Origin of the sequence: Lactobacillus crispatus (assembly GCF_018987235.1) — a bacterium.
GTDB classification, from domain to species: Bacteria; Bacillota; Bacilli; order Lactobacillales; family Lactobacillaceae; genus Lactobacillus; species Lactobacillus crispatus.
This window is the reverse complement of record NZ_CP072197.1, coordinates 1,939,990-1,962,683: the sequence shown is the minus strand read 5'-3', so window position 1 is coordinate 1,962,683 and position 22,694 is coordinate 1,939,990. Positions and strand designations below refer to the sequence as shown.

Below are 22,694 nucleotides of genomic sequence, written 5' to 3'. Positions count from 1 at the left end.
CCAAATGGCTTGTATCTGAACAGTTTTCATTAGGCAGTTTTTCCTTCCCATAACCAGAGATTTAACTGCACGCTCAGCCTTATTGTTGGGTAATTCCAATCGGCCATTAAGCAAAATATGCGGCTACAATATTGCCATACCTTTTTTATTTATGGTAGGTTATTGTCTCTACTTTTTCAGGAACGTTCTCCATCATCCGAATCTTGAATCTCTTGGTTGAAGAGATTCAATTGCCCGTTTTGTGGCATCTGTTCTGAAGACTTGCCATAACGCTTTTGCATTAGGTATTGAACTTGTTCGCGCAGAAGTTTAATCTCATCGGTTAAGTTTTGAATAGTAGCTGCTTGTTGCTTAATGATTTGTTCTAAAGTCTGCTTATCTGACATAATCGAATCCTCCTGCTTTAATACCAAAAAGAATATCAAAAAAGCACGCAGTATCAAGCTCTTAATAGAAGCTGCGCGCTTTTGCGTCCTTTATTTTAGTCATGATTGAGAAGTCTTTCATCAGCCAATCGACTTGCCTGAGGGTTAGTGCTTTGACCTCATCTTGGTTATGTGGTCAATTTAGTTTTCCATTTTCGAATCGCTTGTATAGAAGCCAGTATCCTTGACCATCCCAATAAAGAGCTTTAAAACGATTCTGCTTACCGCCGCAGAAAGATAAACCTGGCCGGCAAAGGGATCCATTTCAAATTTTTCCTTAACCAGAAAGGCAAGAGTATCAATCCCTTTTCTCATGTCAGTCTTGCCACAAACTATGTAGACTTGACCTAAATTGCAAAGATTAATCATAACAGGTCACGCAGAATTTCCTTAATGAATTCTCGATCCATACTGCTGTACAAATCAAGTCTGTAATCATCACGCTTGATGCTTAACAAAATCATATTTCCTTTACGACCTTTGGCAGTGCAAGGACTAGCCAGGGAAATGATCGGATGCTTTTCCTTTTCCATAAAAATACATCCTAAAGTTGACAAGATCAGTTTAGCTGAAATCCTAAACACTTGGAAGGTACCAGGTTATTTGACGCTTACTTTTAAAGCAAAAATAAAAGCGCTAGACAATCATTCCGTCGAATGATTATCTAGCACTAGGTTAGTATGTTTAATTTCTGAGTTTTTTCCCAGACACTTTTCAACACACCTGGTTATTTGACGCTTACGGGACTTGACTCCAAAACAAAAAGACCAGTAGTCAGTAGGCTAATGTTAACGAAAAAATTAGAAGCTGGTTTTTTATGAACTTAATTGTAACTGAAATCGTAAATATTATAAAGGCTGAAAGCAATTTATAATATAAGAACTGCCCTTGTCCATAATAAAGAAGGAAGAGCTAATAATTATGATCCTACTAGAGACTATTATAATCTTGCAAAAGGGGTTCCTTTGATTAGAATACTAGCTGAAAATATTATTTTGAATTCAAGTGATGAATAGTTTTGAAATTAATCCTTTCATGAAATTTGATTCTTTTTTTTGCAAACATGAGAGCAAAAAAGTTCAGCCTTTTCGTTCTCATGTTAAATTTTTAATCTCCGAAATTGAAACCAGAAAACTGGTGCTAATTATAAAAGCCTAAGTATTAAAAACATTCTTACAAACCGCAATAGTATTTAAAATAAATGTACATAGGACATATTAGATACACCTCAGCTGAATATGGACTGGGGGATTATTCAATATACTTGCATATCTAACACTTGCTCTACACTTGAGATACAAAATGATAACAATAAAAATATAATACAGCAATAAGTGTTTGATATTTTTATAATTTTAAGTAGTTACCCTTAATTCGAAACTGTCAAATCTTTTGTGTAAATAGATCTTTCTCGTAAATTGATTTTTTAATTATTTATTTAATCAAAGTAGGATTCTAAGGTGTCCTGAACCTGACCAAAGCCTTTATGAATTCGATTGAAATAACGGTCATTGTAGCTCATTGCCTGGATGCCAATAAATGCATCAAGCGACTGTTCAGTTGGAAATTCTGCCTTAGGCTTAGCTTTACGCTTGATGACGTTGTTAAAGGATTCAATCATATTGGTTGAATAAATTGAAGCTCTGATTTGTTTGGGATAATTGTAGAAGACTAGCAGATCGGGCTCAATTTCCTTCAAACCTTTGATGACATGGCTATAAGCTTTATTCCATTTGGCATAGAATTTGTGCAAGACAGCTGCAGCTTCTTTTTTGCTTGTCTGTTGATGTATCTGCTTGAATTCGTTCATGATCTTTTCACGATCGTCGACGCGTACTTTAGCGCAGATATTGCGCATGACATGAACCAGGCAGCGTTGAAAATGAGCTTTAGGATAAGTCCTGGCCAAGGCTGTTTTCATGCCAACAACACCATCAGAAAGAAAAAGCTCAACTTGCTTCAAGCCTCTGGACTTCATGTTTTGAAGCATCTCTGTCCAAACTTCAATGTTCTCACTAGGAGCAATGCAGTAGTCAATGACTTCCTTATGTCCATTAGGTTTAATGCCAATGGCAATATATACTGCTTCACGCTCAAACGTTTCTCGGCGCAAAGGAAGGTATGTCGCATCCAAATAGACACAGAAAAACTTGTCGCTTAGCTTGCGCTTGTGATAAGCCTCAATCTTGGGGAGCATCTGCTTGGAAATATTTGATACTTGAGCTGGACTATAATGACTGCCATACATTTTCTCAATCAAGTCAGCGATTTCTCTGGTAGTTACGCCTTTGGAGTATAGCTTGATAATCGTGCTTTCCAAAACATCAGAGTGCTGCTTGTAGTCAGGCAGCGTGTGCTGATGAAACTGACCGTTGCGGTCTCGAGGCACTTGCACTTCAATTGGTCCAAACTGGGTATCAACCTTGCGGAAATAAGCACCATTTCTAGAATTGCCAGTATTCCAGCCATTTCTGGCATAGGGATCATAGCCTAGAAAGGCAGTCAACTCAGCTTCTAGCAAGTTATTAACAGCCTGTTGTAGCTCTTTGCGCAATAAATCATTTATTTTGTCTGGATTGAATAGAGCTTGAGCAAAATCTTTGGTAAAATCATTCATGAAGGAGTTCTTCTTTCTGTATGTGTTTTTTTGTTCAAACCAATCATACGAGAAAGGAACTCCTTTTTCTAATGTTTAAAGAAATAAATTTAAGGAATCATTCATCCTTACACAAACTATTTTACAGTCTCCTTAATTCAATCTTATCGAATGAATCAACTTTAGTATTGTTATTTACAAAGATATATTCTTTTGCTTTTCTTTTTCTATTCGCAGAATAATTCAGATAATATGTATATGATTTCACCCTATTTTTATATAGATTCAATATTTTATCTTCAATGTCATAAGTTGTAATCCATTTATAATTCTTTAAGCCTATTATATTTTTAGCTAATTTTTCATGTTTATCTTTATCTACAAAAGATAAATACAAATTTTTTCCTTGCGCATAATAAGGAGGATCAAAAAAAATGAAAGTATCTTTTGGAGAAAATTTAGGAATTTCTTCCTTTATGAGCTGATTTGCATCTAAATTTCTTAAAATAATCTTCTCTTTACATGACGCAATCCTTTTAACTTTATTTATTAAAACTTTTTTATTATATCTACAATCTATTTTATATTTACTTTTCTGGGCTTTACCACCAATTGGACCACCATTAATGAGACTGTAAAATAGTTTGTGTAAGGATGAATGATTCCTTAAATTTATTTCTTTAAACATTAGAAAAAGGAGTTCCTTTCTCGTATGATTGGTTTGAACAAAAAAACACATACAGAAAGAAGAACTCCTTCATGAATGATTTTACCAAAGATTTTGCTCAAGCTCTATTCAATCCAGACAAAATAAATGATTTATTGCGCAAAGAGCTACAACAGGCTGTTAATAACTTGCTAGAAGCTGAGTTGACTGCCTTTCTAGGCTATGATCCCTATGCCAGAAATGGCTGGAATACTGGCAATTCTAGAAATGGTGCTTATTTCCGCAAGGTTGATACCCAGTTTGGACCAATTGAAGTGCAAGTGCCTCGAGACCGCAACGGTCAGTTTCATCAGCACACGCTGCCTGACTACAAGCAGCACTCTGATGTTTTGGAAAGCACGATTATCAAGCTATACTCCAAAGGCGTAACTACCAGAGAAATCGCTGACTTGATTGAGAAAATGTATGGCAGTCATTATAGTCCAGCTCAAGTATCAAATATTTCCAAGCAGATGCTCCCCAAGATTGAGGCTTATCACAAGCGCAAGCTAAGCGACAAGTTTTTCTGTGTCTATTTGGATGCGACATACCTTCCTTTGCGCCGAGAAACGTTTGAGCGTGAAGCAGTATATATTGCCATTGGCATTAAACCTAATGGACATAAGGAAGTCATTGACTACTGCATTGCTCCTAGTGAGAACATTGAAGTTTGGACAGAGATGCTTCAAAACATGAAGTCCAGAGGCTTGAAGCAAGTTGAGCTTTTTCTTTCTGATGGTGTTGTTGGCATGAAAACAGCCTTGGCCAGGACTTATCCTAAAGCTCATTTTCAACGCTGCCTGGTTCATGTCATGCGCAATATCTGCGCTAAAGTACGCGTCGACGATCGTGAAAAGATCATGAACGAATTCAAGCAGATACATCAACAGACAAGCAAAAAAGAAGCTGCAGCTGTCTTGCACAAATTCTATGCCAAATGGAATAAAGCTTATAGCCATGTCATCAAAGGTTTGAAGGAAATTGAGCCCGATCTGCTAGTCTTCTACAATTATCCCAAACAAATCAGAGCTTCAATTTATTCAACCAATATGATTGAATCCTTTAACAACGTCATCAAGCGTAAAGCTAAGCCTAAGGCAGAATTTCCAACTGAACAGTCGCTTGATGCATTTATTGGCATCCAGGCAATGAGCTACAATGACCGTTATTTCAATCGAATTCATAAAGGCTTTGGTCAGGTTCAGGACACCTTAGAATCCTACTTTGATTAAATAAATAATTAAAAAATCAATTTACGAGAAAGATCTATTTACACAAAAGATTTGACAGTTTCAATGAGATAACAAGATACCAAAAAATTGAGGATCTAGAAAGGGAAGATGAGCGGGAAGAATATCGAGATTTTATGGCTATTTCTAGTGAGCAAGCTTTAATGAGCTTTTTGGTATCTTCTAATTTCAGCGACGGAATTGATCGAACAAGATTTACTAGGCATAGTATTCAACATGGCAGGTATAATCCTTCTAGATTAACCAAAGGGGACTTTATTAAGTGCGTTTGCCTATTGTCTTCTGTTTGCTATCTAAATAAAATTAAGAAAGAAGAAAATTAACATCTTTAAAGGACTGTTTGATGCGTTGGCAATGTTCTTAAATTAAGTCCTAAAAGTTGAGCCACTTTTTTCGTGTGCTTATAAGCCATCATAGTTTTTACCTCACTACTAATTTTAGATCTTCAGCCTTTAGTCTAATATTTCAATTTGATTAAGAAGGTTCCAAAAATCCGAACAAGATATTATAATAAACTGGCTATGGAATAACAGAAGGGAAATTGAACAGAGATGAACAAGAGAAGCACATTAGTTACCTTTGCATCAGCAGCTGTTTTACTTGGCTTGTTTAATATAAATAACAGCTTAACAGTTAAAGCTGATACAGTAGAGCAACCCGCAGTTGGTCAGAGAAATACTCAAGCTGCAACCACTAATGATCAAAACAATAAATCAGATCAAAATCAAGCACAAACTAACCAAAATAATGATGTAGCTACTGATCAGGCCCAAGATCAAACAACGCAAAATAATACTGGGACAACCACCAATAATACAAACAATCAAAACAACACTGGTGTTGCAGATACTACTAATACTGATCAAAACACTCAAAACCAAGTAACTAGTGATAATGTTTCTAATGGTTTTAGTAATACTAGTTATAGCCAAAATAACGACGCAGCAGTTTACAAGTTAGATCCTCAAACTATTCGTGTATTGCAAACTGCAGATGTTAATCCTAAGGATTTAACTGAAGTTCAACTTAAAGAAGTAAGAAAGCTGAATTTTAACGATCTTGATAAAGATACCAGTACTCACTGGAGCTATGATCAATATGCTGGCGTTGCTAAAAAGATGATTGATCAGGATGCCCAGTATCGTGTGCCATATTTTAATGCTAAGAAGATTAAAAATATGCCAGCAACTGTAACTCGTGATGCGCAAACGGGTAAAGTGGCAGAATTGGAAATTTGGGATTCATGGCCAGTACAAGATGCTAAGTCTGGTAGAGTTGTTAACTATAAAGGCTATCAATTAATGATCGCCATGATGGGAATCCCTCAGCAAAATGATGCCCACATTTATTTGCTCTATAACAAGTACAATGACAATAATCTTAACCATTGGAAATGTGCTGGTCCAATCTTTGGTTTTAATGCTAAGCCAACTGATCAAGAATGGTCAGGTTCAGCTACGGTAAACAAAGATGGCAGTATTCAATTGTTTTACGCTGATGTAGACACTCGTGAGAATACTAATCATCAAAAAATTGCAACAGTTAACTTGAAGCTGAAGGTTAACAAGAAGAAAAACACAATTTCGATAGCTAAGAGAAGTCACCGCCATGTTTTATTCGAAGGTGACGGCTATCACTATCAGACATACAAGCAATGGAAGTCTACCAACAAAGGTGCAGATAACGTTGCTATGCGTGATGCGCATGTGATTTCTGTTGGTGGTCAACGCTACTTAATTTTTGAAGCTTCAACCGGTAGCAATAATTACCAAGGAGAAAATCAAGTCTATAACTGGAAGAACTATGGTGGTACGCCTAAGCAATCTTTACAAAACTTCTTGAAGGTGACTGCTAATGACGACATGAAGAGTCGTGCAACATGGGCTAACGCTGCTATTGGTATCATTCGCCTGACTAAGAATGAGAATAATCCTAAAGTTGCTGAAGTTTTACCACCATTAGTTAACAGCTTAATGGTATCTGATGAAATTGAACGTCCAAATATCATTCCAATGAACGGCAAGTACTATTTATTTGCTACAACTCGCTTGAACCGTGGTACTGGTGATGATTTGTGGCAGCAAGCAGATGCCAAAGTCGGTGACAAAGTCGGTGACAATGTTGCCATGCTCGGCTGGGTTTCAGACCATTTGACTTATGGTTATAAACCACTTAATGGCGATGCAGCAGTCTTAGTGGCTAGTGTTCCATTTAACTGGAGAGCTTCAACTTATTCATACTATGCTGTTCCCGTTAAAGGCAACAAGAAAGAAGTATTAGTAACTTCATACATGACAAACCGTGGTTTTGCTTCGGGGCCTAACAAGCGCTCAACAATGGCACCAGCATTCTTAGTCAGAATTGATGGTGATACTACCAAAGTTGAGAATATCGCTACAACCCAAGGCGACTGGGTTTACGACAAGAAGAGCAAGCGCAAGTCAATGATTGCCAAGAACATTCGTGGCGCTCACTTAAAGGGCGAACCGATTGACCATAGTTTGCTTAAGAATGCTTAAGGTTTTGCTAACGAGAGTCCATCCTATTTTGGGGTGGGCTTTTTTGGTGAGTAGTTTCTCCTCAAATAATTTGACATGTGTATTATAGTGTGTATTATAATGAATAAAGTCAAAGAAAGGAGGGAAACATATGCCATGGAAACCAGCTAGAATGTTGAGGTTTCTAAAGAAGCACGGTTTTGTTGAAATAAGTAGGTATACCCGTAAAGGAACAAGTCATATCAAATTAATTAATCATCAGAATGGTAGATATACTGAGGTTCCTATGCATAAAGGAAAAGAATTAAAAAAAGGAATACAAGAGGGAATTTTAAAACAAGCCGGCTTAGTCGAAGAGGCACGTTCAGAATAACGTGCTTTTGGCATATTATATTATGAAAAATAAAGTTTTATATCCTGTAATTGCCAAAGAATATAATGACGATGGTCATTATTTTGTTGTAACTTCACCTAATGTTCAGGGAATGATTGTTGAAGGCGATACACTAGAAGAAGCTATTGAAGAGGCATCATTTGATATTGCGGATTGGTTTGAAGTCAAGGGCAAAATTGAAAAGGTGGCTGATCCTTCAAAATGGCATCTTGAAAAAGATGAAAAATTAGTATATGTTCCCGTAAATTTGACTAATTTTTATAAGAAGTATGGAAAAACAGTTCGCAAGAATATTAGTGTGCCTGAGTATTTGGCAAACTGGGCCAAAGAAAATAAAATTAATGTTTCTAGAGTTGCTTCGGATGCATTGAAAGCATTGCAAGAACAAAGAGCATAAAAATGTGATCCACCTTAATTTGTGTAAATTGAGGTGGATTTTTTGAATTACACTCTTATCATTTGTTTAATGATTATATACGCGTAGCAGATATGATATAAAAATAATTAGGAAAAAGGGTGATATTTTTGCTTAACATCAGGCTACTGGTCTTTTTGTTTTGGAGTCAAGTCCTAAATTGGATTTGGCTCCTTTTAATTTGTGGCTAAGCGTCACCGCAAACTATTTTACAGTCTCCAATAAGCATAATATATATCATTTACATATATTATTTATATGCATTACTTATATATATAATATATAATATGTAGGTAAGAGGTGATGAATATGAGCGAAACAGCAAATTTTAATATGAAGCTCCCTAAGAGCATGAAAGAGGAGGCACAAGCTACCTTCAAATCAATGGGAATGGATATGGCAACAGCTACCAGACTTTTCTATACTGCTGTAATTCAACAACAAAAGTTGCCATTTACTCCCCAAGCTGATGATGGTGCATTACAAGTCATTAAAGAGATGCACGATGAAGAAAGTAATGGCAGAGTTTATTCTTCGGCAGAAGATTTCGCTAAAAATTGGTTAAAGGATTTGAATTAATGGAAGTAATACCGAAGAAATATTTTTTAAGAACAGCCAAGAAGTATAAAAAGAAACATTATGACTTATCAAAAGTCAATAAAGTAGTAAGTCTAATCGAAAAAGAAGATTTTAACCAATTATATACTAAACATAAATTAGGTGTCATCCATGGAACGCATCCTCCTTTGTATCATGTTCATGTTGATCGAGCTTATAATGATGATTGGCTATTGTTTTATTTTGGTGACAATAACAAAATTTACTTGTCAGCATTAGGTAATCATAATTTAATTGAACATATTTCTAAGATATTTAATGATTAATCTGTAATGAAAGAATTTCCCGGATTTAAGATTTAAAGAACTAATGAATGAAGAAAAATAAATTCTTGGACTAATTTGCGTTCCATAAAGATAATTAACATGACTAAATACTACACAAGCGGCGAATTTGCGGAAAAAGCGCATGTCTCGATTCGTACGATTCGCTATTATGAACAGAAGAATTTATTAAAACCAGCTGCGCGTGCCAAGGGTGGTGCGCGGCGGTATACAGACCAAGATTTTGCTAAATTGCAACAGATATTGCTACTGAAATATCTGGGCTTTTCACTTAGTGAGATTCGGGAGATGACGATTGGGGCGGGGGATGCACAATTTTTACTGGGTTCCTTGTAAATTCAAAAGCGCTTGGGTTTTTGGCATTAATGGTCATAATTTTATCAAAACGATGCTTAAAGTAGGCAAAAGTCATGATGAAGTTAAGGTGGTTAATGACCAAATTGGTACGCCAACTTATACTTTTGATCTAGCACGCTTGCTGGTTGATATGATAGAAACTGATAAATACGGTTATTACCATGCGACTAATAGCGAATTGCCTGAGACTGTTAGCGGTTTTGACGATAATGGTACTAAAACAGGCTATATTTCTTGGTACGATTTTACTAAAGAAATTTATCGTCAAGCAGGATATGATACTAAGGTTACACCAGTAACGACTGCAGAGTATGGTTTGTCAAAGGCAGTGCGGCCATTTAACTCACGCTTGGATAAGAGTAAGCTGGTTGAAAATGGTTTTAAGCCTTTACCAACTTGGCCTGATGCAGTTCACCGATATTTAGAGATTTTGAAGAAGCAAGGTTTTTTTGAAGAGTTGAAATAGACCAAAGATGAGGATTTGATGCTTCATCTTTTTTTGATTGTCAAAAGGAATGCAATCAAGGCGTAAATATGTGAAAATGTAATTGCTTACGGCTTTTTTGATAATAAAGGAGTTTTTTCCATGACTGAAGATGCAAAACTAAAACAAGTAATTAACAAAGTCAATAATGCAATTGAGTGGATTTACAGTCTTGGCTGCATTGTTCCTAATTCTTTGAATACTGAACTCGATTCTGATGAAGACGATCTTTATCTTTACCTACAAACGCCTAACAATTTAATAATTCCGAGCATGTTTTTAAATGATCAAACTTATGATTATTTACTTGAGCAAGATGACGCTTCTAACGGTGAAGGAATTATTGTTAGTTTAGCAGGTAGTTTTTTTGATGCCACAGCTCCTGAACGACGTGCTGAACTTGATTCTACACAATTACGTCAGGATGTGGATTATCTTTACAACGTTTGGTATAGGTTGACGCGAAAAAATGAAACGATTAATAATTACTATCGTGATACAGCAGGTACCTCTATAGTGGAAATACGAGAAAATTTGCAAAAGGCTTTAACTGCTAGTGGCTTATATGGAGCAGATATATTAGCGCAGACTGAAAGCAAATTGGCAGAGCTGCCAGACGCGTATTTATTGGCTATTTCTAAGGAAGTCCAGCGCTCAACTGATGATGCTGAAGCAATTGGTCGTTTAGTTCATCATATGACAATGGAGATCCCCAATGATTCATACTTGTTCAAGCCAGATCCTGACTTTTCTTTGTTAGAAGATGCATCTGCTAATGTTGAGCAAACTGATAGTGATAATTCAAGCAATTTGATAGGTGATCCAATCGAGCGACCAGAGGCTGAAAAATTGGCTACTAAATTTCGTCAGGCTAGCGAGCTATTAGTACAAAATAATCTTATTCCTGTAGGTGCCTTTGGAATAGAGTATGATGAAGCACAACATGATTTGATTGTGTATTTGCAGTCGCCTAATGATGTGATGATTTTTCGAAATGATATTCTAGGTACTAAGATTGCAACAATGATTGAAAATGAGAGTGTAGAGCAATGTGCGGCTCATTTAGCCATTTCGTTTATCCTTAATTTTGCCCGTGATTTACAAGACACCGCAGGACAAATTAGTGATGATGATTGGGATGCTTATTGTGCCGATCTAGACTACTTATATCGTTTGATTTTTGGCTTTTCTCTCAGTATCCCTGACGTTGACAACTACCTAGCTAGCACTAATGAAAGATCATTGAATGATTTGCGGCAAAAGCTGAATAGCTACGTTCAAGCTAGCGACAACGAAGATAAGGATCAATTAATTGAGATTATCAACAAGTTAGGCTATGGCTATCTTTACAGCTTGATGGCTTATATTGACTCAATCGGTGACGATCAAGATGCAAATGTAATCACTAATTTCTTAGGTCATTCCCTGATTTATGTACCTAATCAAGATATTGATGCCGGTTTTACTCCTGACCCGAATTTCTCTGTTTTGGATGAAAATAATCCGCATGATACCTGGCAAAACGGTTCAATCGTCATCGACAGTGATCAAGGCGACACCTCAGGAATTGTAGCAAAACTATACCCTAAGATTCAGTCTGCCGCAGGAAATTTAACCAAACTTTGTGATTTTGAGCCTGGTTCAATTAACGTTCAATATTCTGCTAAGCAAGGATTGACAGGAATTTTGTTCCAGACACCAGGACGAGTTTTGAACCCATCTTTTGCCTGGAATGCACAGAATGCAGCACAATTAGTCGATATGGAACCAGAGCAGTTGGAGACCCAGTTGACACTTGATTATGTTTTTGGTGCTTTTGGTGAAGCAATCGATGATTTAGCTAATGAAATTCGCAAGAACCAAGGCCAGTTAGACCAGGACAGTCTTGAACGGATTAATATTGATTTGGCTTACAACTTTGAACGAGTTACTAAGCTGTCACATACCTACGCTGACATGGATCTAGCACTTAAAGAAATGATGGGTGATGATTATGCGGAAAGAAAAATGCGCGACTTTTTGACTACTTCAATGCAAGTAGATGATAATGATGCCGCTTATCAGGTGGATGGACTGTTGATTCGAGCTACTTATACGCAGCTCTTCGCCTTATATCGCTTAATGCATGACTGCAAATTGCTGGAACCGAAGGCAACTACTATATTTGACCTGTTAAAAAATCAAGTAGAAAACCCAATCAAATTCGATGTAGTCGATGATGTTGATTTGTTTGAAAATGATCATGATGATGAATAGTTTTTAAGGAGAAAGTAATGATTATTAGACGAGCAAGAAAGTCGGATTTTCCCTTTGTTTATCCGATATTAAAACAGATTTTTGATGAAATGCAGATGAAGTCGATTGAATCTTTGCCAGAAGATCAATTCTATAGCTTAATGAAATTAGGGTTCATTTCCGAGGATTATCGCTATTCATACCGCCGAATTTGGGTAGCTGAAGATCATGGTAAGGTGACCGGAATTTTAGATATGTATCCTTATAAGGACCAGAAGATCATCGATGTTGTCTTGCGCCATAACTATGCAAATGCTGGTTTACCCATTTCAACCGTGATTTTTGATGATCAAGAAGCTTGGCCACACGAGTGGTATATTGATGCGTTAGCTGTACATCCCGACCATTGGGGTGAACACATTGCTAGTCGTCTGATGGACGAGGCAGAACAAGTAGCGTTAGCTCATGGCTATCATATTATCAGCTTAAATGTGGACAAAGAAAATCCACGTGCGCAAGCTTTATACAAGCATAAGGGTTATGAAATTGAAAAATCGATGACGATTGGCGATCGTACTTATGACCATATGATTAAGAAGATTTAAGATAAAAGCAGTATTCCTAAAGCATTGGCTGAAAGAATGCTGTTTTTATGTTTATCCAAAAAAGTGATATTCAATTACTAAAACACTATCTTCCACTAAAAGCCGAACAATTTATAGTCAATATAGACAATAAATGAACAAATTATACAATTTAAGCACCGAAAAGCTTTAAATAAATTCAAAATCATGCTAGAATCGGATCATTGGTAAAATTATGAATTCAAAGGGTAGACAGATAATGAATAACGACATTGAGAAAATTTTGTTTGATCAAGCACAATTAGATAAGCGCATGGATGAGATGGCTGCTGAATTGAATCAAAAATATGAGGGCAAGCAGCCGATTGTCATTCCCGTTTTAAATGGGGCAATGATTTTTGCTAGTGACATGATCAAGCGACTTAACTTTAAATTGACAGTTGATCCAATTAAGGCTTCAAGTTATGCCGGTACCGAATCAACAGGCAAGGTAAAGATCACTCAAGATATAAAATCTGATGTTAAAGATCAACCGGTAATTTTTATGGAAGACATTATTGATACCGGTCGTACGCTTCAAGCATTGAGTGAAGTGATGAAAGACCGTGGTGCCGCCAGCGTTGAAGTGGTAGCTATGCTTGATAAGCCAGATACTAGAGTAGTTGATTTCCATGCTGATTACTATGGTTTTCAAGCTCCAGATGCATTTTTAGTAGGGTATGGTCTTGACTATAACGGCTTATATCGTAATTTACCTTATGTCGGTATTTTAAAACGTGAAATTTATGCTTAATGTAAAAAGTTGCTAGTATTCGTTGCTAGCAACTTTTTTTAATGTGATGGAGAAAAAGGCATTCAACGTCAGTATAAACTGTGATGACATTGTCCTGATAGTCATGAGCAATCCAGTCTAGAATTCGAATAAGAATCAAACTGGAAATGCTTTGGATATGCTTATTAGAAAGATTACTATTGAATAGCAATTTTTGCATTTCACGAAAAAGAGCTTGGTCAACTTGTGTTCGAATTTGACTTGAGGCAAGAGAATGTACATTTCGATAGTAGGTGGCATTAGTTTCAATTTCTATCAGTAAGTTGTGTGCTTTTTTATGTAAAGTACTTGATTGGGGATTGTTGAAGCGAGACTGTAAAATAGTTTGTGTAAGGATGAATGATTCCTTAAATTTATTTCTTTAAACATTAGAAAAAGGAGTTCCTTTCTCGTATGATTGGTTTGAACAAAAAAACACATACAGAAAGAAGAACTCCTTCATGAATGATTTTACCAAAGATTTTGCTCAAGCTCTATTCAATCCAGACAAAATAAATGATTTATTGCGCAAAGAGCTACAACAGGCTGTTAATAACTTGCTAGAAGCTGAGTTGACTGCCTTTCTAGGCTATGATCCCTATGCCAGAAATGGCTGGAATACTGGCAATTCTAGAAATGGTGCTTATTTCCGCAAGGTTGATACCCAGTTTGGACCAATTGAAGTGCAAGTGCCTCGAGACCGCAACGGTCAGTTTCATCAGCACACGCTGCCTGACTACAAGCAGCACTCTGATGTTTTGGAAAGCACGATTATCAAGCTATACTCCAAAGGCGTAACTACCAGAGAAATCGCTGACTTGATTGAGAAAATGTATGGCAGTCATTATAGTCCAGCTCAAGTATCAAATATTTCCAAGCAGATGCTCCCCAAGATTGAGGCTTATCACAAGCGCAAGCTAAGCGACAAGTTTTTCTGTGTCTATTTGGATGCGACATACCTTCCTTTGCGCCGAGAAACGTTTGAGCGTGAAGCAGTATATATTGCCATTGGCATTAAACCTAATGGACATAAGGAAGTCATTGACTACTGCATTGCTCCTAGTGAGAACATTGAAGTTTGGACAGAGATGCTTCAAAACATGAAGTCCAGAGGCTTGAAGCAAGTTGAGCTTTTTCTTTCTGATGGTGTTGTTGGCATGAAAACAGCCTTGGCCAGGACTTATCCTAAAGCTCATTTTCAACGCTGCCTGGTTCATGTCATGCGCAATATCTGCGCTAAAGTACGCGTCGACGATCGTGAAAAGATCATGAACGAATTCAAGCAGATACATCAACAGACAAGCAAAAAAGAAGCTGCAGCTGTCTTGCACAAATTCTATGCCAAATGGAATAAAGCTTATAGCCATGTCATCAAAGGTTTGAAGGAAATTGAGCCCGATCTGCTAGTCTTCTACAATTATCCCAAACAAATCAGAGCTTCAATTTATTCAACCAATATGATTGAATCCTTTAACAACGTCATCAAGCGTAAAGCTAAGCCTAAGGCAGAATTTCCAACTGAACAGTCGCTTGATGCATTTATTGGCATCCAGGCAATGAGCTACAATGACCGTTATTTCAATCGAATTCATAAAGGCTTTGGTCAGGTTCAGGACACCTTAGAATCCTACTTTGATTAAATAAATAATTAAAAAATCAATTTACGAGAAAGATCTATTTACACAAAAGATTTGACAGTTTCGTTGAAGCAAGAATTGATTTCGAATTGCAGTACTTGACTAAATAGATCATTCAAATTTTTAAAGTTGCGGTAAAAAGTTCCGCGACAGATATTTGCAGCTTCACAGAATCTTTGAACTGAATACTTGTAAACAGTTCCTTGTGATAGGTCTTTTTTTAAGGTTTGTGCAAAGAATTGGATATGTATCCTGTCTTTCCTAGTTTTTCTTCTTGTAGTAGTGAAATACATCTTTATCCTCCCTTTTTTATGTTCATTGAACATATTGATATAGAATATACCAGTTGCTATTTAATATAGCAATCCTTTTTTTAGATAACAATAATGTAATAGATTGTGTAAGCGAAAATCCCGCATGGATAACGTAAAAATTGCTTTTGAAAAAGTTTATTAATTGTAATCATAATTTGCTGTACTGTTGTTAATTATGTACAGTTATTGCTGGAAACATTGATTTATCAAGGATTATAGACAAAATAGTAATAAGATAATAACTTAACACACTATTAGTATTAGCTAATGTATACAAACAATTAGATAGCTTAATTGAAAATGTGTGAATATCTGCATTTTTTTGACAGGATTTTGATGAAAAATGGGCAAAAATAAAAGAGCTCAAATAGTTGACTGAACTACTTGAGCTCTTGGATTAGGAAACTGTATTAAGTTTTTAACTACAGCGTTAGTTTTAATGATTGAATTTTCTGTAGTTTTGGATGTAACATTTAGCAACACCCATCATGTGAACACTAACCTTGCTTTGGTCACCCTTTAAGCCACTGAAACTAATACCAAAGTATTTAGTCTTAGCATCGTAGCTCTTAGTACGGCAACCAAGTAAATCACCAGCGTGTTCCCATTCAGTGTATCTAGATGAGTCATTCATCTGACTGTCAGAGCCTGCAAAACCGCCAAAAAGCATTTGCTTTACGTTAAAGTAAATTTGGTTTTTCAATACTGACATTGGACGTAAGTTAGTATTGTATGTTGAAGAGATAGGCAAGCCAGCTTCATCTTCGTAGACTTGACCTACTTTTGAGTTAAGGCCAGAAGCCTTAGCTGCGCGTTCAATTCCAGTAACATAGTGGTCGGCATCCCAGCAAGATCTGTTATGGCTGTAGTATTCGTTAGCTACACGATTTGCAAAGTGCAAAGCACCTCGCTTGTAAGTCCAGTCTTGCTTGCCAAGTTGATGACGTGCAGAATTAATTAAGCTTAAAGTGTATTGGCTCAGTTCTTTTTGTTGAGACGCAGTTAATTTAGTCACGTTAACTAACGTATTATCTGAACCCGCATCACTATTGGTGTTTTCCTTCATGCCTTTTTTAGACGCATCAATCAAAGCCTTACTTGCTTTACCAGTTTGGTTCCATTTAATAATGGCACTCTTGGTGTAACCAGCAGGTAATGTGATAGAAGCAGCTTGAACAGTAGAGTTGTTATTATTTGAAATAGCAACACTTCCACCTGCTAAAGCGGCTGCGATACCGATAAGTGATAATAACTTAACATTCTTTGTCATTTTTCCCAATCCCCCTATATTACGAAAAGAATTCCCAATTTATAAGTCATTTTTTTGCTTAAGGAGTAGTCAATTCCTTAAAGCTTGTTATATGTCTATTCATGGAATGATACTAACATTATTAAAAACAAAGTCTATATATGAAAAGCTTTAATAACGTATCGTGTTAAATAAAAAACATGGATGTTATTTTTTAGAGTACTAGTTTATCAAGACTTAGGGCGACGTAAAATAAAAACTATACGATTAATAAATAATTCGAAAGTTTTTTGATAAAGGCTAAATTTATATAAAAAAATATATAATTATAACCTAAGTTATCTGTAAATTATCAAGTACTAATGACTAAGAGTGGGGATAAAATCAGCGTTTAGCAAAGATATATTTTAAAAATGTTATATTGTATAGAAAATAGCAGAAAGATATTAAAATTATAATTAATTTCAAAATTACACTACAAAATATGGAAGTGAAACTAGTTTGAGTCGTATTTTGTAATTAAAGCTATACGATCATCAAATACGGACTATTTATTTTTGTGGTTAAAGGAATATTCAAATTATAGTTTATCTTGGTCATGAAACGATTATTTTTTTCATGTTTACACTATTACTAATAAAGGCAGTTAAACACCTGATTTGTTAGGCTTAAGGCAACATTTAAAAATATTTCGCGTAGTGAAACGCGTTCCAAAACTTGAAACAAAGTCTGAAGCTGGTGAAAACGAATACATTTGTGGAAGAAGATGATATAAATATATGCGTAAGGCAAATGAAACAGAGATAAAAACTTAGTTTTATTTAAAGGAGAAAATAGATTATGGATGGTAAGAAATATTCAGTAGTTATTGCTGGCGGTGGTAGTACTTTTACTCCAGGATTTGTCCTTGATTTAATCAAGAGTCAGGATAAATTCCCATTAAGACAGTTGAAGTTCTATGATAACGATGCTGAACGGCAAGAAAAGATTGCCAAAGCTGTTGAAATTATCATGAAGGAAAGGGCACCACAAATTAAGTTTTCTTACACAACTGATCCTAAAGAGGCCTTTACTGATGTAGACTTTGTTATGGGATCAATTCGTGTTGGTAAATATCACATGAGAAGCTTGGATGAAAAGATTCCATTAAAATATGGCGTGAATGGTCAAGAAACTACTGGACCCGGAGGAATGGCCTATGGTCTTCGCTCAATTCCCGCAATTTTGCAAATTATTGATTGGATGGAAGAATACTCACCAAATGCTTGGATGATCAACTACTCCAACACAATTGCAATCGTTGCAGAAGCTTGCCGTCGTCTTCGTCCAAATGCTAAGGTAATTAACATTTGTGATATGCCGATTGATGATATGGACAGAATGGCTGCCATTTGTGGTTTGGACAGTTGGCATGATATTGACTTTAACTATTATGGTTTGAATCACTTTGGCTGGTGGAAAGAAGTCCGCAACAAGAAGACTGGCGAAGACTTAATGCCTAAGTTGAAGGAATACGTCAAAGAGCACGGCTATTGGGTAGGTGGCGATTACGACAAGGATACTGAAGCTTCTTGGGAAGCCACCTTTAAGAAAGTTGCCGATGAATATAAGCTAGAGCCAGAAACTTTGCCAAACAATTACATGCAATACTACTACTTCCCACAATATGAAGTTGCTAATGCTGATCCGAAGCATACTCGTACTGATGAAATTCGTGAACACCGGCAAAAGATTGTCTTTGGCGAATGTGAAAGAATCGTAAAGGTGGGAACTGCTAAGAATAATATTTGGGATATTTCAGGTTTGCACTCTGAATATATCGTAGATATTTGTCATGCGATCGCATTTAACACTCATGAAAAGTTCTTAGCTAACTGTGCTAATAACGGTGCAATTTCTAATATGGATCCAGATTCAATTGTTGAAGTACCAGCATTGTTTGGTGCTGATGGCATTCAACCAATGGCTACGGGTAAAGCAGGTCGCTTCCAAAGAGGCTTGATGATGGAACAACAAACTTGTGAAAAATTGGTTGTTGATGCTTATGTTGAACATTCATACAATAAGATGCTGCAAGCATTTGCATTAAACAAGACTGTACCAGATGCTTCCGTTGCTAAGAAGATTTTGGATGACATGATTCCAGTTAATGCTCCATACTGGCCAGAACTTAAATAATTAATTGTCATAACATAACTTCAATTTAAGAATAAAAATTAAGGTAGTTACTCAAATAGGGTGGCTACCTTTTTTGAGTACGACATGATATTCTTTTCTTAATAAGAAACAGTGATGAGAAAGGAAACAGAATGGATTTAGAAACAGCGGTCATGAAGAAAAAGGAAAGTTTTAATGAGACCGATAAAGCAATCGTTAGCTATTTATTGAAATATCCTGAAGCAGCAAGTCAGTTGAGTTTGCTGGAATTAGCTCAGAAATTATACGTTTCTAAGTCCGCTATTTTTCGCCTAAGCAAAAAATTGGGATTAAGTGGTTTCAGCGAATTGAAATTTGAATTGTCCGAGTTAGCCACACGAAAGGAGCAAAACGTTAAGAACAAGCAAACGCTAGATTTCAATACGGATTTACAAAAGATCATTGCTGAAACTTTTAAATATTTTAAGGGATTAAACTTACAACCATTTTTTGCGGATTTAGATCAAGCGGAAACGATCTATCTTTACTCTACTGGCTGGCAGCAGCAAATTATCGCGGAATATTTGGCGCATAACTTTTTCTTAATTGGTAAAAAAGCAATTATTTTGCCTAGTGCACGCGACGAAGTGGCATTATTAGGGCGGTCTGCACGGGAAAATGACATGCTGTTTGTTATTTCATTTGGTGGTTTTAATAAAACAATTATTGAAGAACTTAAGAAGATTGATGTCGTGAATACTGAACTGAAATTGGTGTCACTGACTAGCTGGCAAACGGGAAAATTAGCCTCTCTTAGCGACTATAGCTTTTTCTTCAAAACTACGCCATTTCAATTTAGTAAGCAAAATGCGGTAACTTTTAGTTCGGCTTATGTTTTAATTGATCTAATCATGAATAGTTATGGTCGACATTGTGATTTGAGATAAAGGGGAACAAGATGAAGAAAATATTATTGCTATCAACTGGGGGAACTATTGCTTCCGTTGCTTCTGATGCAGGCCTAGTACCCAAGGAAACCGGTGAAGAGTTAATTAAAATGTTGGGAAAGTTGCCGTACGACATTCAAGTCCGCGATATTTTGCAATTAGATTCTTCTAATATCCAACCAGAAGAATGGAAATTTATTGCAGAAAATATTTACAAATACCGCAATGATTACGATGGAATTGTTGTTTCACACGGTACTGATACTATGGCCTATACGGCATCAATGTTGTCGTTTATGCTGAAAAATATTAATATCCCGGTTGTGCTGACGGGAAGTCAGGTACCAATTAACGTGGTCCTAAGTGACGCTCACGATAACCTACGGTTGGCTTTTGCAGCTGCAGCAACTTGTCCACCTGATGTTTATTTAGCCTTTCATAATAAAGTTATGCTGGGCTGCCGCAGTGTAAAGGTGCGGACTACCAACTTTGATGCTTTTGAAAGTGTGAATGTACCACCAGTAGCAACCGTTTCTTCCGATGGGTTAGTTTTTAATTCAGAACATTTTCAAAAAGAACATGACGGTCAGCCAACCTTAAATACCAAAATTAATTCGCACGTATCGTTGGTGAAACTATTTCCAGGTTTTGATCCTAATCTGCTTTTTGCGATGGTTAATAGTGGTTGCCGCGGGATTGTTATCGAAGCGTATGGTCTAGGCGGGATGAACTTTATTCGCCGCAACATGGTAGCCGCAATTGGTAAGCTAATTCGTCAAGGTATTCCCGTTGTAGCCAGCAGTCAATGCTTGTATGAACGTAGCGATTTGACCAAATATGAGGTGGGGCGTGAGGCTTTGCTGGAAGGAGCTATTTCCGCTTGTGATATGACTTCTGAGAGTGCGATTACCAAATTAATGTGGGCTTTAGGGCAAGGGATGGACGTCCATCAAATTGCTGACTTTTTTGATACAAATGTTGCTGGAGAAGTAACTCTTAAGTAAAGGTAAATAATATTACAATTATGTTAATTGTAAGCGTAGCCATTACCATAACGATCGGCTTTTTATATAATAAGAAATATAAGGAGCTGGGAACATGAAGAGTACAGTTTTACAGAAAGTTTGGCTTGTATTTGCTGCTATAGGAATTGGGGCTTCCCTTTTTGTTAACAATTCGCATCAACTGATCGAATCTAATGCAACTACAATTTCAAACGCAATTATTAATACGAAATAAAGATGACAGTCAGTTAGGTGGCTGTTTTTTTGTATAATAAAAGAAAAAGAATTGGATGTGAACAAGATGGATTTTGAAGAAGCTAGAAATAAATTACAAATGATTGAAGAAATGCTCAATCGGATGCCCTTGATTCATGGAGAAAATGATGTTTTCAAGGTTACTGCTGATGAGATGGATGACTTTTTAGCCAATGTAACGCCTGATATAGATGGCAAACAAGTGACGGAACAAGGAAAAAAGATTTTGCACACTTGTCTACAAGTACTTAAGTTACGGCAAAAGGATGAGCGGCTAACACCTGAACAAAGTAGCTTATTAGCAGATATTGAACAGCTTAATTAATACAAAAATATGTTAAAATGGTTCTGTAGAAATCGCTTACAAAGAGGTGCGTTTTATGGAACTTTTAATTGCAACTCATGAAGGGTTGGCTGCGGGGCTAATGTCTGCACATGATATGTTGGCAGGCAAGAATGATCAGATCCTGACAATTGAATTAAACGACACAGGAATCAGAGATTTTAAGGCTCGTTTTGCTAAAGTCATGAATAAATATCAGAATAGTCAGATTTTGGTGCTAACTGATTTAAAAAATGGGACACCCCACTTAGTCGCTTCGGAATATGAAGATACGCGTGGTGCTAGTTAAATCGTTCTAGACAATAAGCCAAATTATAAGCTAAAATTGCAATTTCCAACCGGCTTTGAAAGCCTATCAGACTACGTGTTCGATTGTTCTCGGCATTGTAATAGGTCAGAAGCGAAAAGTCGCTTTCAATTGTTCTGCGAATAGCCATCAATTGATGATCATTGTGCTTTTTAGCTCCTGTCATATTTTTACGATATGGTGTCCAAAGTTCATAACCCATTTGTTTTAGCTGTTGATGCAGTTCTTTGCCTAAATAGCCTTCGTCGCCAAGAAGATAGTAATTAGATGGATGTGCATTTTCCATCAGTTCAACTGTCTCCTTGGCATCATGAACTGATGCTTTTGTTACGACATAATCAAGAATGTAACCGTCATCGCTAACAATGGCATGAACTTTGAAACCATAGAAGTAAATTTTCTTGGTGGCCTTATAACCAATGTTGGCATAACCACGAAAAATTTTAGCACGATAGTTGCGAATTGGTTGGCAAACAGGTACCGGAAAGCTGTCAATGATCAAGAAATGTCCATTCAGGTCAACCTTTTTATTCATTTCTTGCCGTATCTGATAAATCAATTGCAATAGCTGACGTGAACGCCGATTAAAACGTGAGTGTGATAAACAATTGAAACATTCACAGAATCTTCTTTGTGATTCAATTCCTGTCTTAGCTTGCCAGATAAGTAAAGCCAAAATCAGACTGTCCGTAGTTTTAATTTGATCAATATTTCGCCGATGAGTAAACTCAGCCGGTGCATACAAACGATACCAGTGCCGACAAATTATCACTAAATCTTTAAAACTAACTTGTAAATGGTGGCTAAAACGCTTAAGCTTAAGGCAGTTCAATCAGATCAGACTC

Annotated in this window: 21 protein-coding genes and 5 pseudogenes; 17 read left to right on the top strand and 9 right to left on the bottom strand. The window is 36.5% G+C overall.

Going from position 1 to position 22,694, the window contains the following annotated elements; translation table 11 throughout:
• Nucleotides 1–30 precede the first annotated feature (30 nt).
• From J6L97_RS11300 to J6L97_RS09510, 6 genes and pseudogenes are all read right to left on the bottom strand, one after another.
• A pseudogene (locus J6L97_RS11300) lies at nt 31–120 on the bottom strand (IS66 family transposase); the annotation flags it as partial.
• Between the two features lie 56 nt (nt 121–176).
• Nucleotides 177–386, bottom strand: a complete 210-nt coding sequence (locus J6L97_RS09530; RefSeq protein WP_054833088.1) for an IS66 family transposase — start codon at nt 384–386, stop codon at nt 177–179.
• A gap of 175 nt (nt 387–561) precedes the next feature.
• A pseudogene (gene tnpB / locus J6L97_RS09525) lies at nt 562–740 on the bottom strand (IS66 family insertion sequence element accessory protein TnpB).
• Nucleotides 741–790: 50 nt separating this feature from the next.
• Entirely contained in the window at nt 791–958 is a 168-nt protein-coding gene (locus J6L97_RS09520; protein WP_155515510.1) for a hypothetical protein, read from the bottom strand.
• Between the two features lie 905 nt (nt 959–1,863).
• The gene (locus tag J6L97_RS09515; protein WP_005728142.1) at nt 1,864–3,042 is read right to left on the bottom strand and encodes an IS256 family transposase; all 1,179 of its coding nucleotides are present in this window, start codon (nt 3,040–3,042) and stop codon (nt 1,864–1,866) included.
• Between the two features lie 121 nt (nt 3,043–3,163).
• Nucleotides 3,164–3,709, bottom strand: a complete 546-nt coding sequence (locus J6L97_RS09510) for a DNA adenine methylase (RefSeq protein ID WP_057727093.1) — start codon at nt 3,707–3,709, stop codon at nt 3,164–3,166.
• Nucleotides 3,710–3,780: 71 nt separating this feature from the next.
• Between J6L97_RS09510 and J6L97_RS09505 the strand changes: the two genes are divergently transcribed.
• The 12 genes and pseudogenes from J6L97_RS09505 (at nt 3,781) to J6L97_RS09450 (ending at nt 15,297) form a co-directional block, all read left to right on the top strand.
• Complete coding sequence (locus tag J6L97_RS09505) at nt 3,781–4,959, top strand: IS256 family transposase (protein WP_005728142.1); 1,179 nt, start codon at nt 3,781–3,783, stop codon at nt 4,957–4,959.
• 569 nt (nt 4,960–5,528) lie between these two features.
• Nucleotides 5,529–7,496: a glycoside hydrolase family 68 protein gene (locus J6L97_RS09500; protein WP_057726984.1), complete on the top strand. Its 1,968-nt coding sequence runs from the start codon at nt 5,529–5,531 to the stop codon at nt 7,494–7,496.
• Nucleotides 7,497–7,626: 130 nt separating this feature from the next.
• Nucleotides 7,627–7,848, top strand: coding sequence for a type II toxin-antitoxin system HicA family toxin (locus tag J6L97_RS09495; protein WP_041811057.1), 222 nt, complete (start codon nt 7,627–7,629; stop codon nt 7,846–7,848).
• 22 nt (nt 7,849–7,870) lie between these two features.
• Nucleotides 7,871–8,266 (top strand): type II toxin-antitoxin system HicB family antitoxin, encoded by a 396-nt coding sequence (locus tag J6L97_RS09490; protein WP_013086869.1) that lies wholly within the window; start codon nt 7,871–7,873, stop codon nt 8,264–8,266.
• Nucleotides 8,267–8,593: 327 nt separating this feature from the next.
• Nucleotides 8,594–8,863 (top strand): type II toxin-antitoxin system RelB/DinJ family antitoxin, encoded by a 270-nt coding sequence (locus J6L97_RS09485; protein WP_013086868.1) that lies wholly within the window; start codon nt 8,594–8,596, stop codon nt 8,861–8,863.
• Entirely contained in the window at nt 8,863–9,168 is a 306-nt protein-coding gene (locus J6L97_RS09480) for a type II toxin-antitoxin system YafQ family toxin (RefSeq protein WP_013086867.1), read from the top strand. Before J6L97_RS09485 ends, J6L97_RS09480 begins: the two co-directional genes overlap by 1 nt.
• Before the next feature lie 99 nt (nt 9,169–9,267).
• A pseudogene (locus J6L97_RS09475) lies at nt 9,268–9,519 on the top strand (MerR family transcriptional regulator); the annotation flags it as partial.
• Between the two features lie 13 nt (nt 9,520–9,532).
• Nucleotides 9,533–10,009, top strand: a pseudogene (locus tag J6L97_RS09470) (SDR family oxidoreductase); the annotation flags it as partial.
• Between the two features lie 120 nt (nt 10,010–10,129).
• Complete coding sequence (locus J6L97_RS09465) at nt 10,130–12,283, top strand: hypothetical protein (RefSeq protein ID WP_057726983.1); 2,154 nt, start codon at nt 10,130–10,132, stop codon at nt 12,281–12,283.
• 20 nt (nt 12,284–12,303) lie between these two features.
• Complete coding sequence (locus J6L97_RS09460) at nt 12,304–12,867, top strand: GNAT family N-acetyltransferase (RefSeq protein WP_035443364.1); 564 nt, start codon at nt 12,304–12,306, stop codon at nt 12,865–12,867.
• Between the two features lie 238 nt (nt 12,868–13,105).
• Entirely contained in the window at nt 13,106–13,639 is a 534-nt protein-coding gene (hpt, locus tag J6L97_RS09455; protein WP_023488353.1) for a hypoxanthine phosphoribosyltransferase, read from the top strand.
• A 479-nt stretch (nt 13,640–14,118) separates the two neighbouring features.
• Nucleotides 14,119–15,297 (top strand): IS256 family transposase, encoded by a 1,179-nt coding sequence (locus tag J6L97_RS09450; RefSeq protein WP_005728142.1) that lies wholly within the window; start codon nt 14,119–14,121, stop codon nt 15,295–15,297.
• Between the two features lie 38 nt (nt 15,298–15,335).
• Here the strand turns inward: J6L97_RS09450 and J6L97_RS09445 are convergent, their stop codons facing one another.
• Entirely contained in the window at nt 15,336–15,587 is a 252-nt protein-coding gene (locus J6L97_RS09445; RefSeq protein WP_225907785.1) for a TetR/AcrR family transcriptional regulator, read from the bottom strand.
• Nucleotides 15,588–16,044: 457 nt separating this feature from the next.
• The gene (locus tag J6L97_RS09440; protein WP_013086843.1) at nt 16,045–16,878 is read right to left on the bottom strand and encodes an SEC10/PgrA surface exclusion domain-containing protein; all 834 of its coding nucleotides are present in this window, start codon (nt 16,876–16,878) and stop codon (nt 16,045–16,047) included.
• An 819-nt stretch (nt 16,879–17,697) separates the two neighbouring features.
• Between J6L97_RS09440 and J6L97_RS09435 the strand changes: the two genes are divergently transcribed.
• The 5 genes and pseudogenes from J6L97_RS09435 to J6L97_RS09415 form a co-directional block, all read left to right on the top strand.
• Nucleotides 17,698–19,035, top strand: a complete 1,338-nt coding sequence (locus tag J6L97_RS09435) for a family 4 glycosyl hydrolase (protein WP_005718261.1) — start codon at nt 17,698–17,700, stop codon at nt 19,033–19,035.
• A gap of 131 nt (nt 19,036–19,166) precedes the next feature.
• Entirely contained in the window at nt 19,167–19,940 is a 774-nt protein-coding gene (locus J6L97_RS09430; protein WP_023488350.1) for a MurR/RpiR family transcriptional regulator, read from the top strand.
• An 11-nt stretch (nt 19,941–19,951) separates the two neighbouring features.
• Complete coding sequence (locus J6L97_RS09425) at nt 19,952–20,944, top strand: asparaginase (protein WP_023488349.1); 993 nt, start codon at nt 19,952–19,954, stop codon at nt 20,942–20,944.
• A gap of 286 nt (nt 20,945–21,230) precedes the next feature.
• Nucleotides 21,231–21,524, top strand: coding sequence for a hypothetical protein (locus tag J6L97_RS09420; RefSeq protein WP_057727029.1), 294 nt, complete (start codon nt 21,231–21,233; stop codon nt 21,522–21,524).
• 55 nt (nt 21,525–21,579) lie between these two features.
• Nucleotides 21,580–21,813, top strand: a pseudogene (locus J6L97_RS09415) (PTS sugar transporter subunit IIA); the annotation flags it as partial.
• Nucleotides 21,814–21,823: 10 nt separating this feature from the next.
• Here J6L97_RS09415 and J6L97_RS09410 read toward each other — a convergent pair.
• Nucleotides 21,824–22,681: an IS982 family transposase gene (locus tag J6L97_RS09410; protein ID WP_216786108.1), complete on the bottom strand. Its 858-nt coding sequence runs from the start codon at nt 22,679–22,681 to the stop codon at nt 21,824–21,826.
• Nucleotides 22,682–22,694: the final 13 nt, after the last annotated feature.

Excerpts from the sequence above, each read along its gene's own strand:
- J6L97_RS09530 (WP_054833088.1), bottom strand. The coding sequence starts at position 386 with ATGTCAGATAAGCAGACTTTAGAACAAATCATTAAGCAACAAGCAGCT.
- J6L97_RS09520 (WP_155515510.1), bottom strand. The coding sequence starts at position 958 with ATGGAAAAGGAAAAGCATCCGATCATTTCCCTGGCTAGTCCTTGCACT.
- J6L97_RS09515 (WP_005728142.1), bottom strand. The coding sequence starts at position 3,042 with ATGAATGATTTTACCAAAGATTTTGCTCAAGCTCTATTCAATCCAGAC.
- J6L97_RS09510 (WP_057727093.1), bottom strand. The coding sequence starts at position 3,709 with ATGTTTAAAGAAATAAATTTAAGGAATCATTCATCCTTACACAAACTA.
- J6L97_RS09505 (WP_005728142.1), top strand. The coding sequence starts at position 3,781 with ATGAATGATTTTACCAAAGATTTTGCTCAAGCTCTATTCAATCCAGAC.
- J6L97_RS09500 (WP_057726984.1), top strand. The coding sequence starts at position 5,529 with ATGAACAAGAGAAGCACATTAGTTACCTTTGCATCAGCAGCTGTTTTA.
- J6L97_RS09495 (WP_041811057.1), top strand. The coding sequence starts at position 7,627 with ATGCCATGGAAACCAGCTAGAATGTTGAGGTTTCTAAAGAAGCACGGT.
- J6L97_RS09490 (WP_013086869.1), top strand. The coding sequence starts at position 7,871 with ATGAAAAATAAAGTTTTATATCCTGTAATTGCCAAAGAATATAATGAC.
- J6L97_RS09485 (WP_013086868.1), top strand. The coding sequence starts at position 8,594 with ATGAGCGAAACAGCAAATTTTAATATGAAGCTCCCTAAGAGCATGAAA.
- J6L97_RS09480 (WP_013086867.1), top strand. The coding sequence starts at position 8,863 with ATGGAAGTAATACCGAAGAAATATTTTTTAAGAACAGCCAAGAAGTAT.
- J6L97_RS09465 (WP_057726983.1), top strand. The coding sequence starts at position 10,130 with ATGACTGAAGATGCAAAACTAAAACAAGTAATTAACAAAGTCAATAAT.
- hpt (WP_023488353.1), top strand. The coding sequence starts at position 13,106 with ATGAATAACGACATTGAGAAAATTTTGTTTGATCAAGCACAATTAGAT.
- J6L97_RS09450 (WP_005728142.1), top strand. The coding sequence starts at position 14,119 with ATGAATGATTTTACCAAAGATTTTGCTCAAGCTCTATTCAATCCAGAC.
- J6L97_RS09445 (WP_225907785.1), bottom strand. The coding sequence starts at position 15,587 with ATGTATTTCACTACTACAAGAAGAAAAACTAGGAAAGACAGGATACAT.
- J6L97_RS09440 (WP_013086843.1), bottom strand. The coding sequence starts at position 16,878 with ATGACAAAGAATGTTAAGTTATTATCACTTATCGGTATCGCAGCCGCT.
- J6L97_RS09435 (WP_005718261.1), top strand. The coding sequence starts at position 17,698 with ATGGATGGTAAGAAATATTCAGTAGTTATTGCTGGCGGTGGTAGTACT.
- J6L97_RS09430 (WP_023488350.1), top strand. The coding sequence starts at position 19,167 with ATGGATTTAGAAACAGCGGTCATGAAGAAAAAGGAAAGTTTTAATGAG.
- J6L97_RS09425 (WP_023488349.1), top strand. The coding sequence starts at position 19,952 with ATGAAGAAAATATTATTGCTATCAACTGGGGGAACTATTGCTTCCGTT.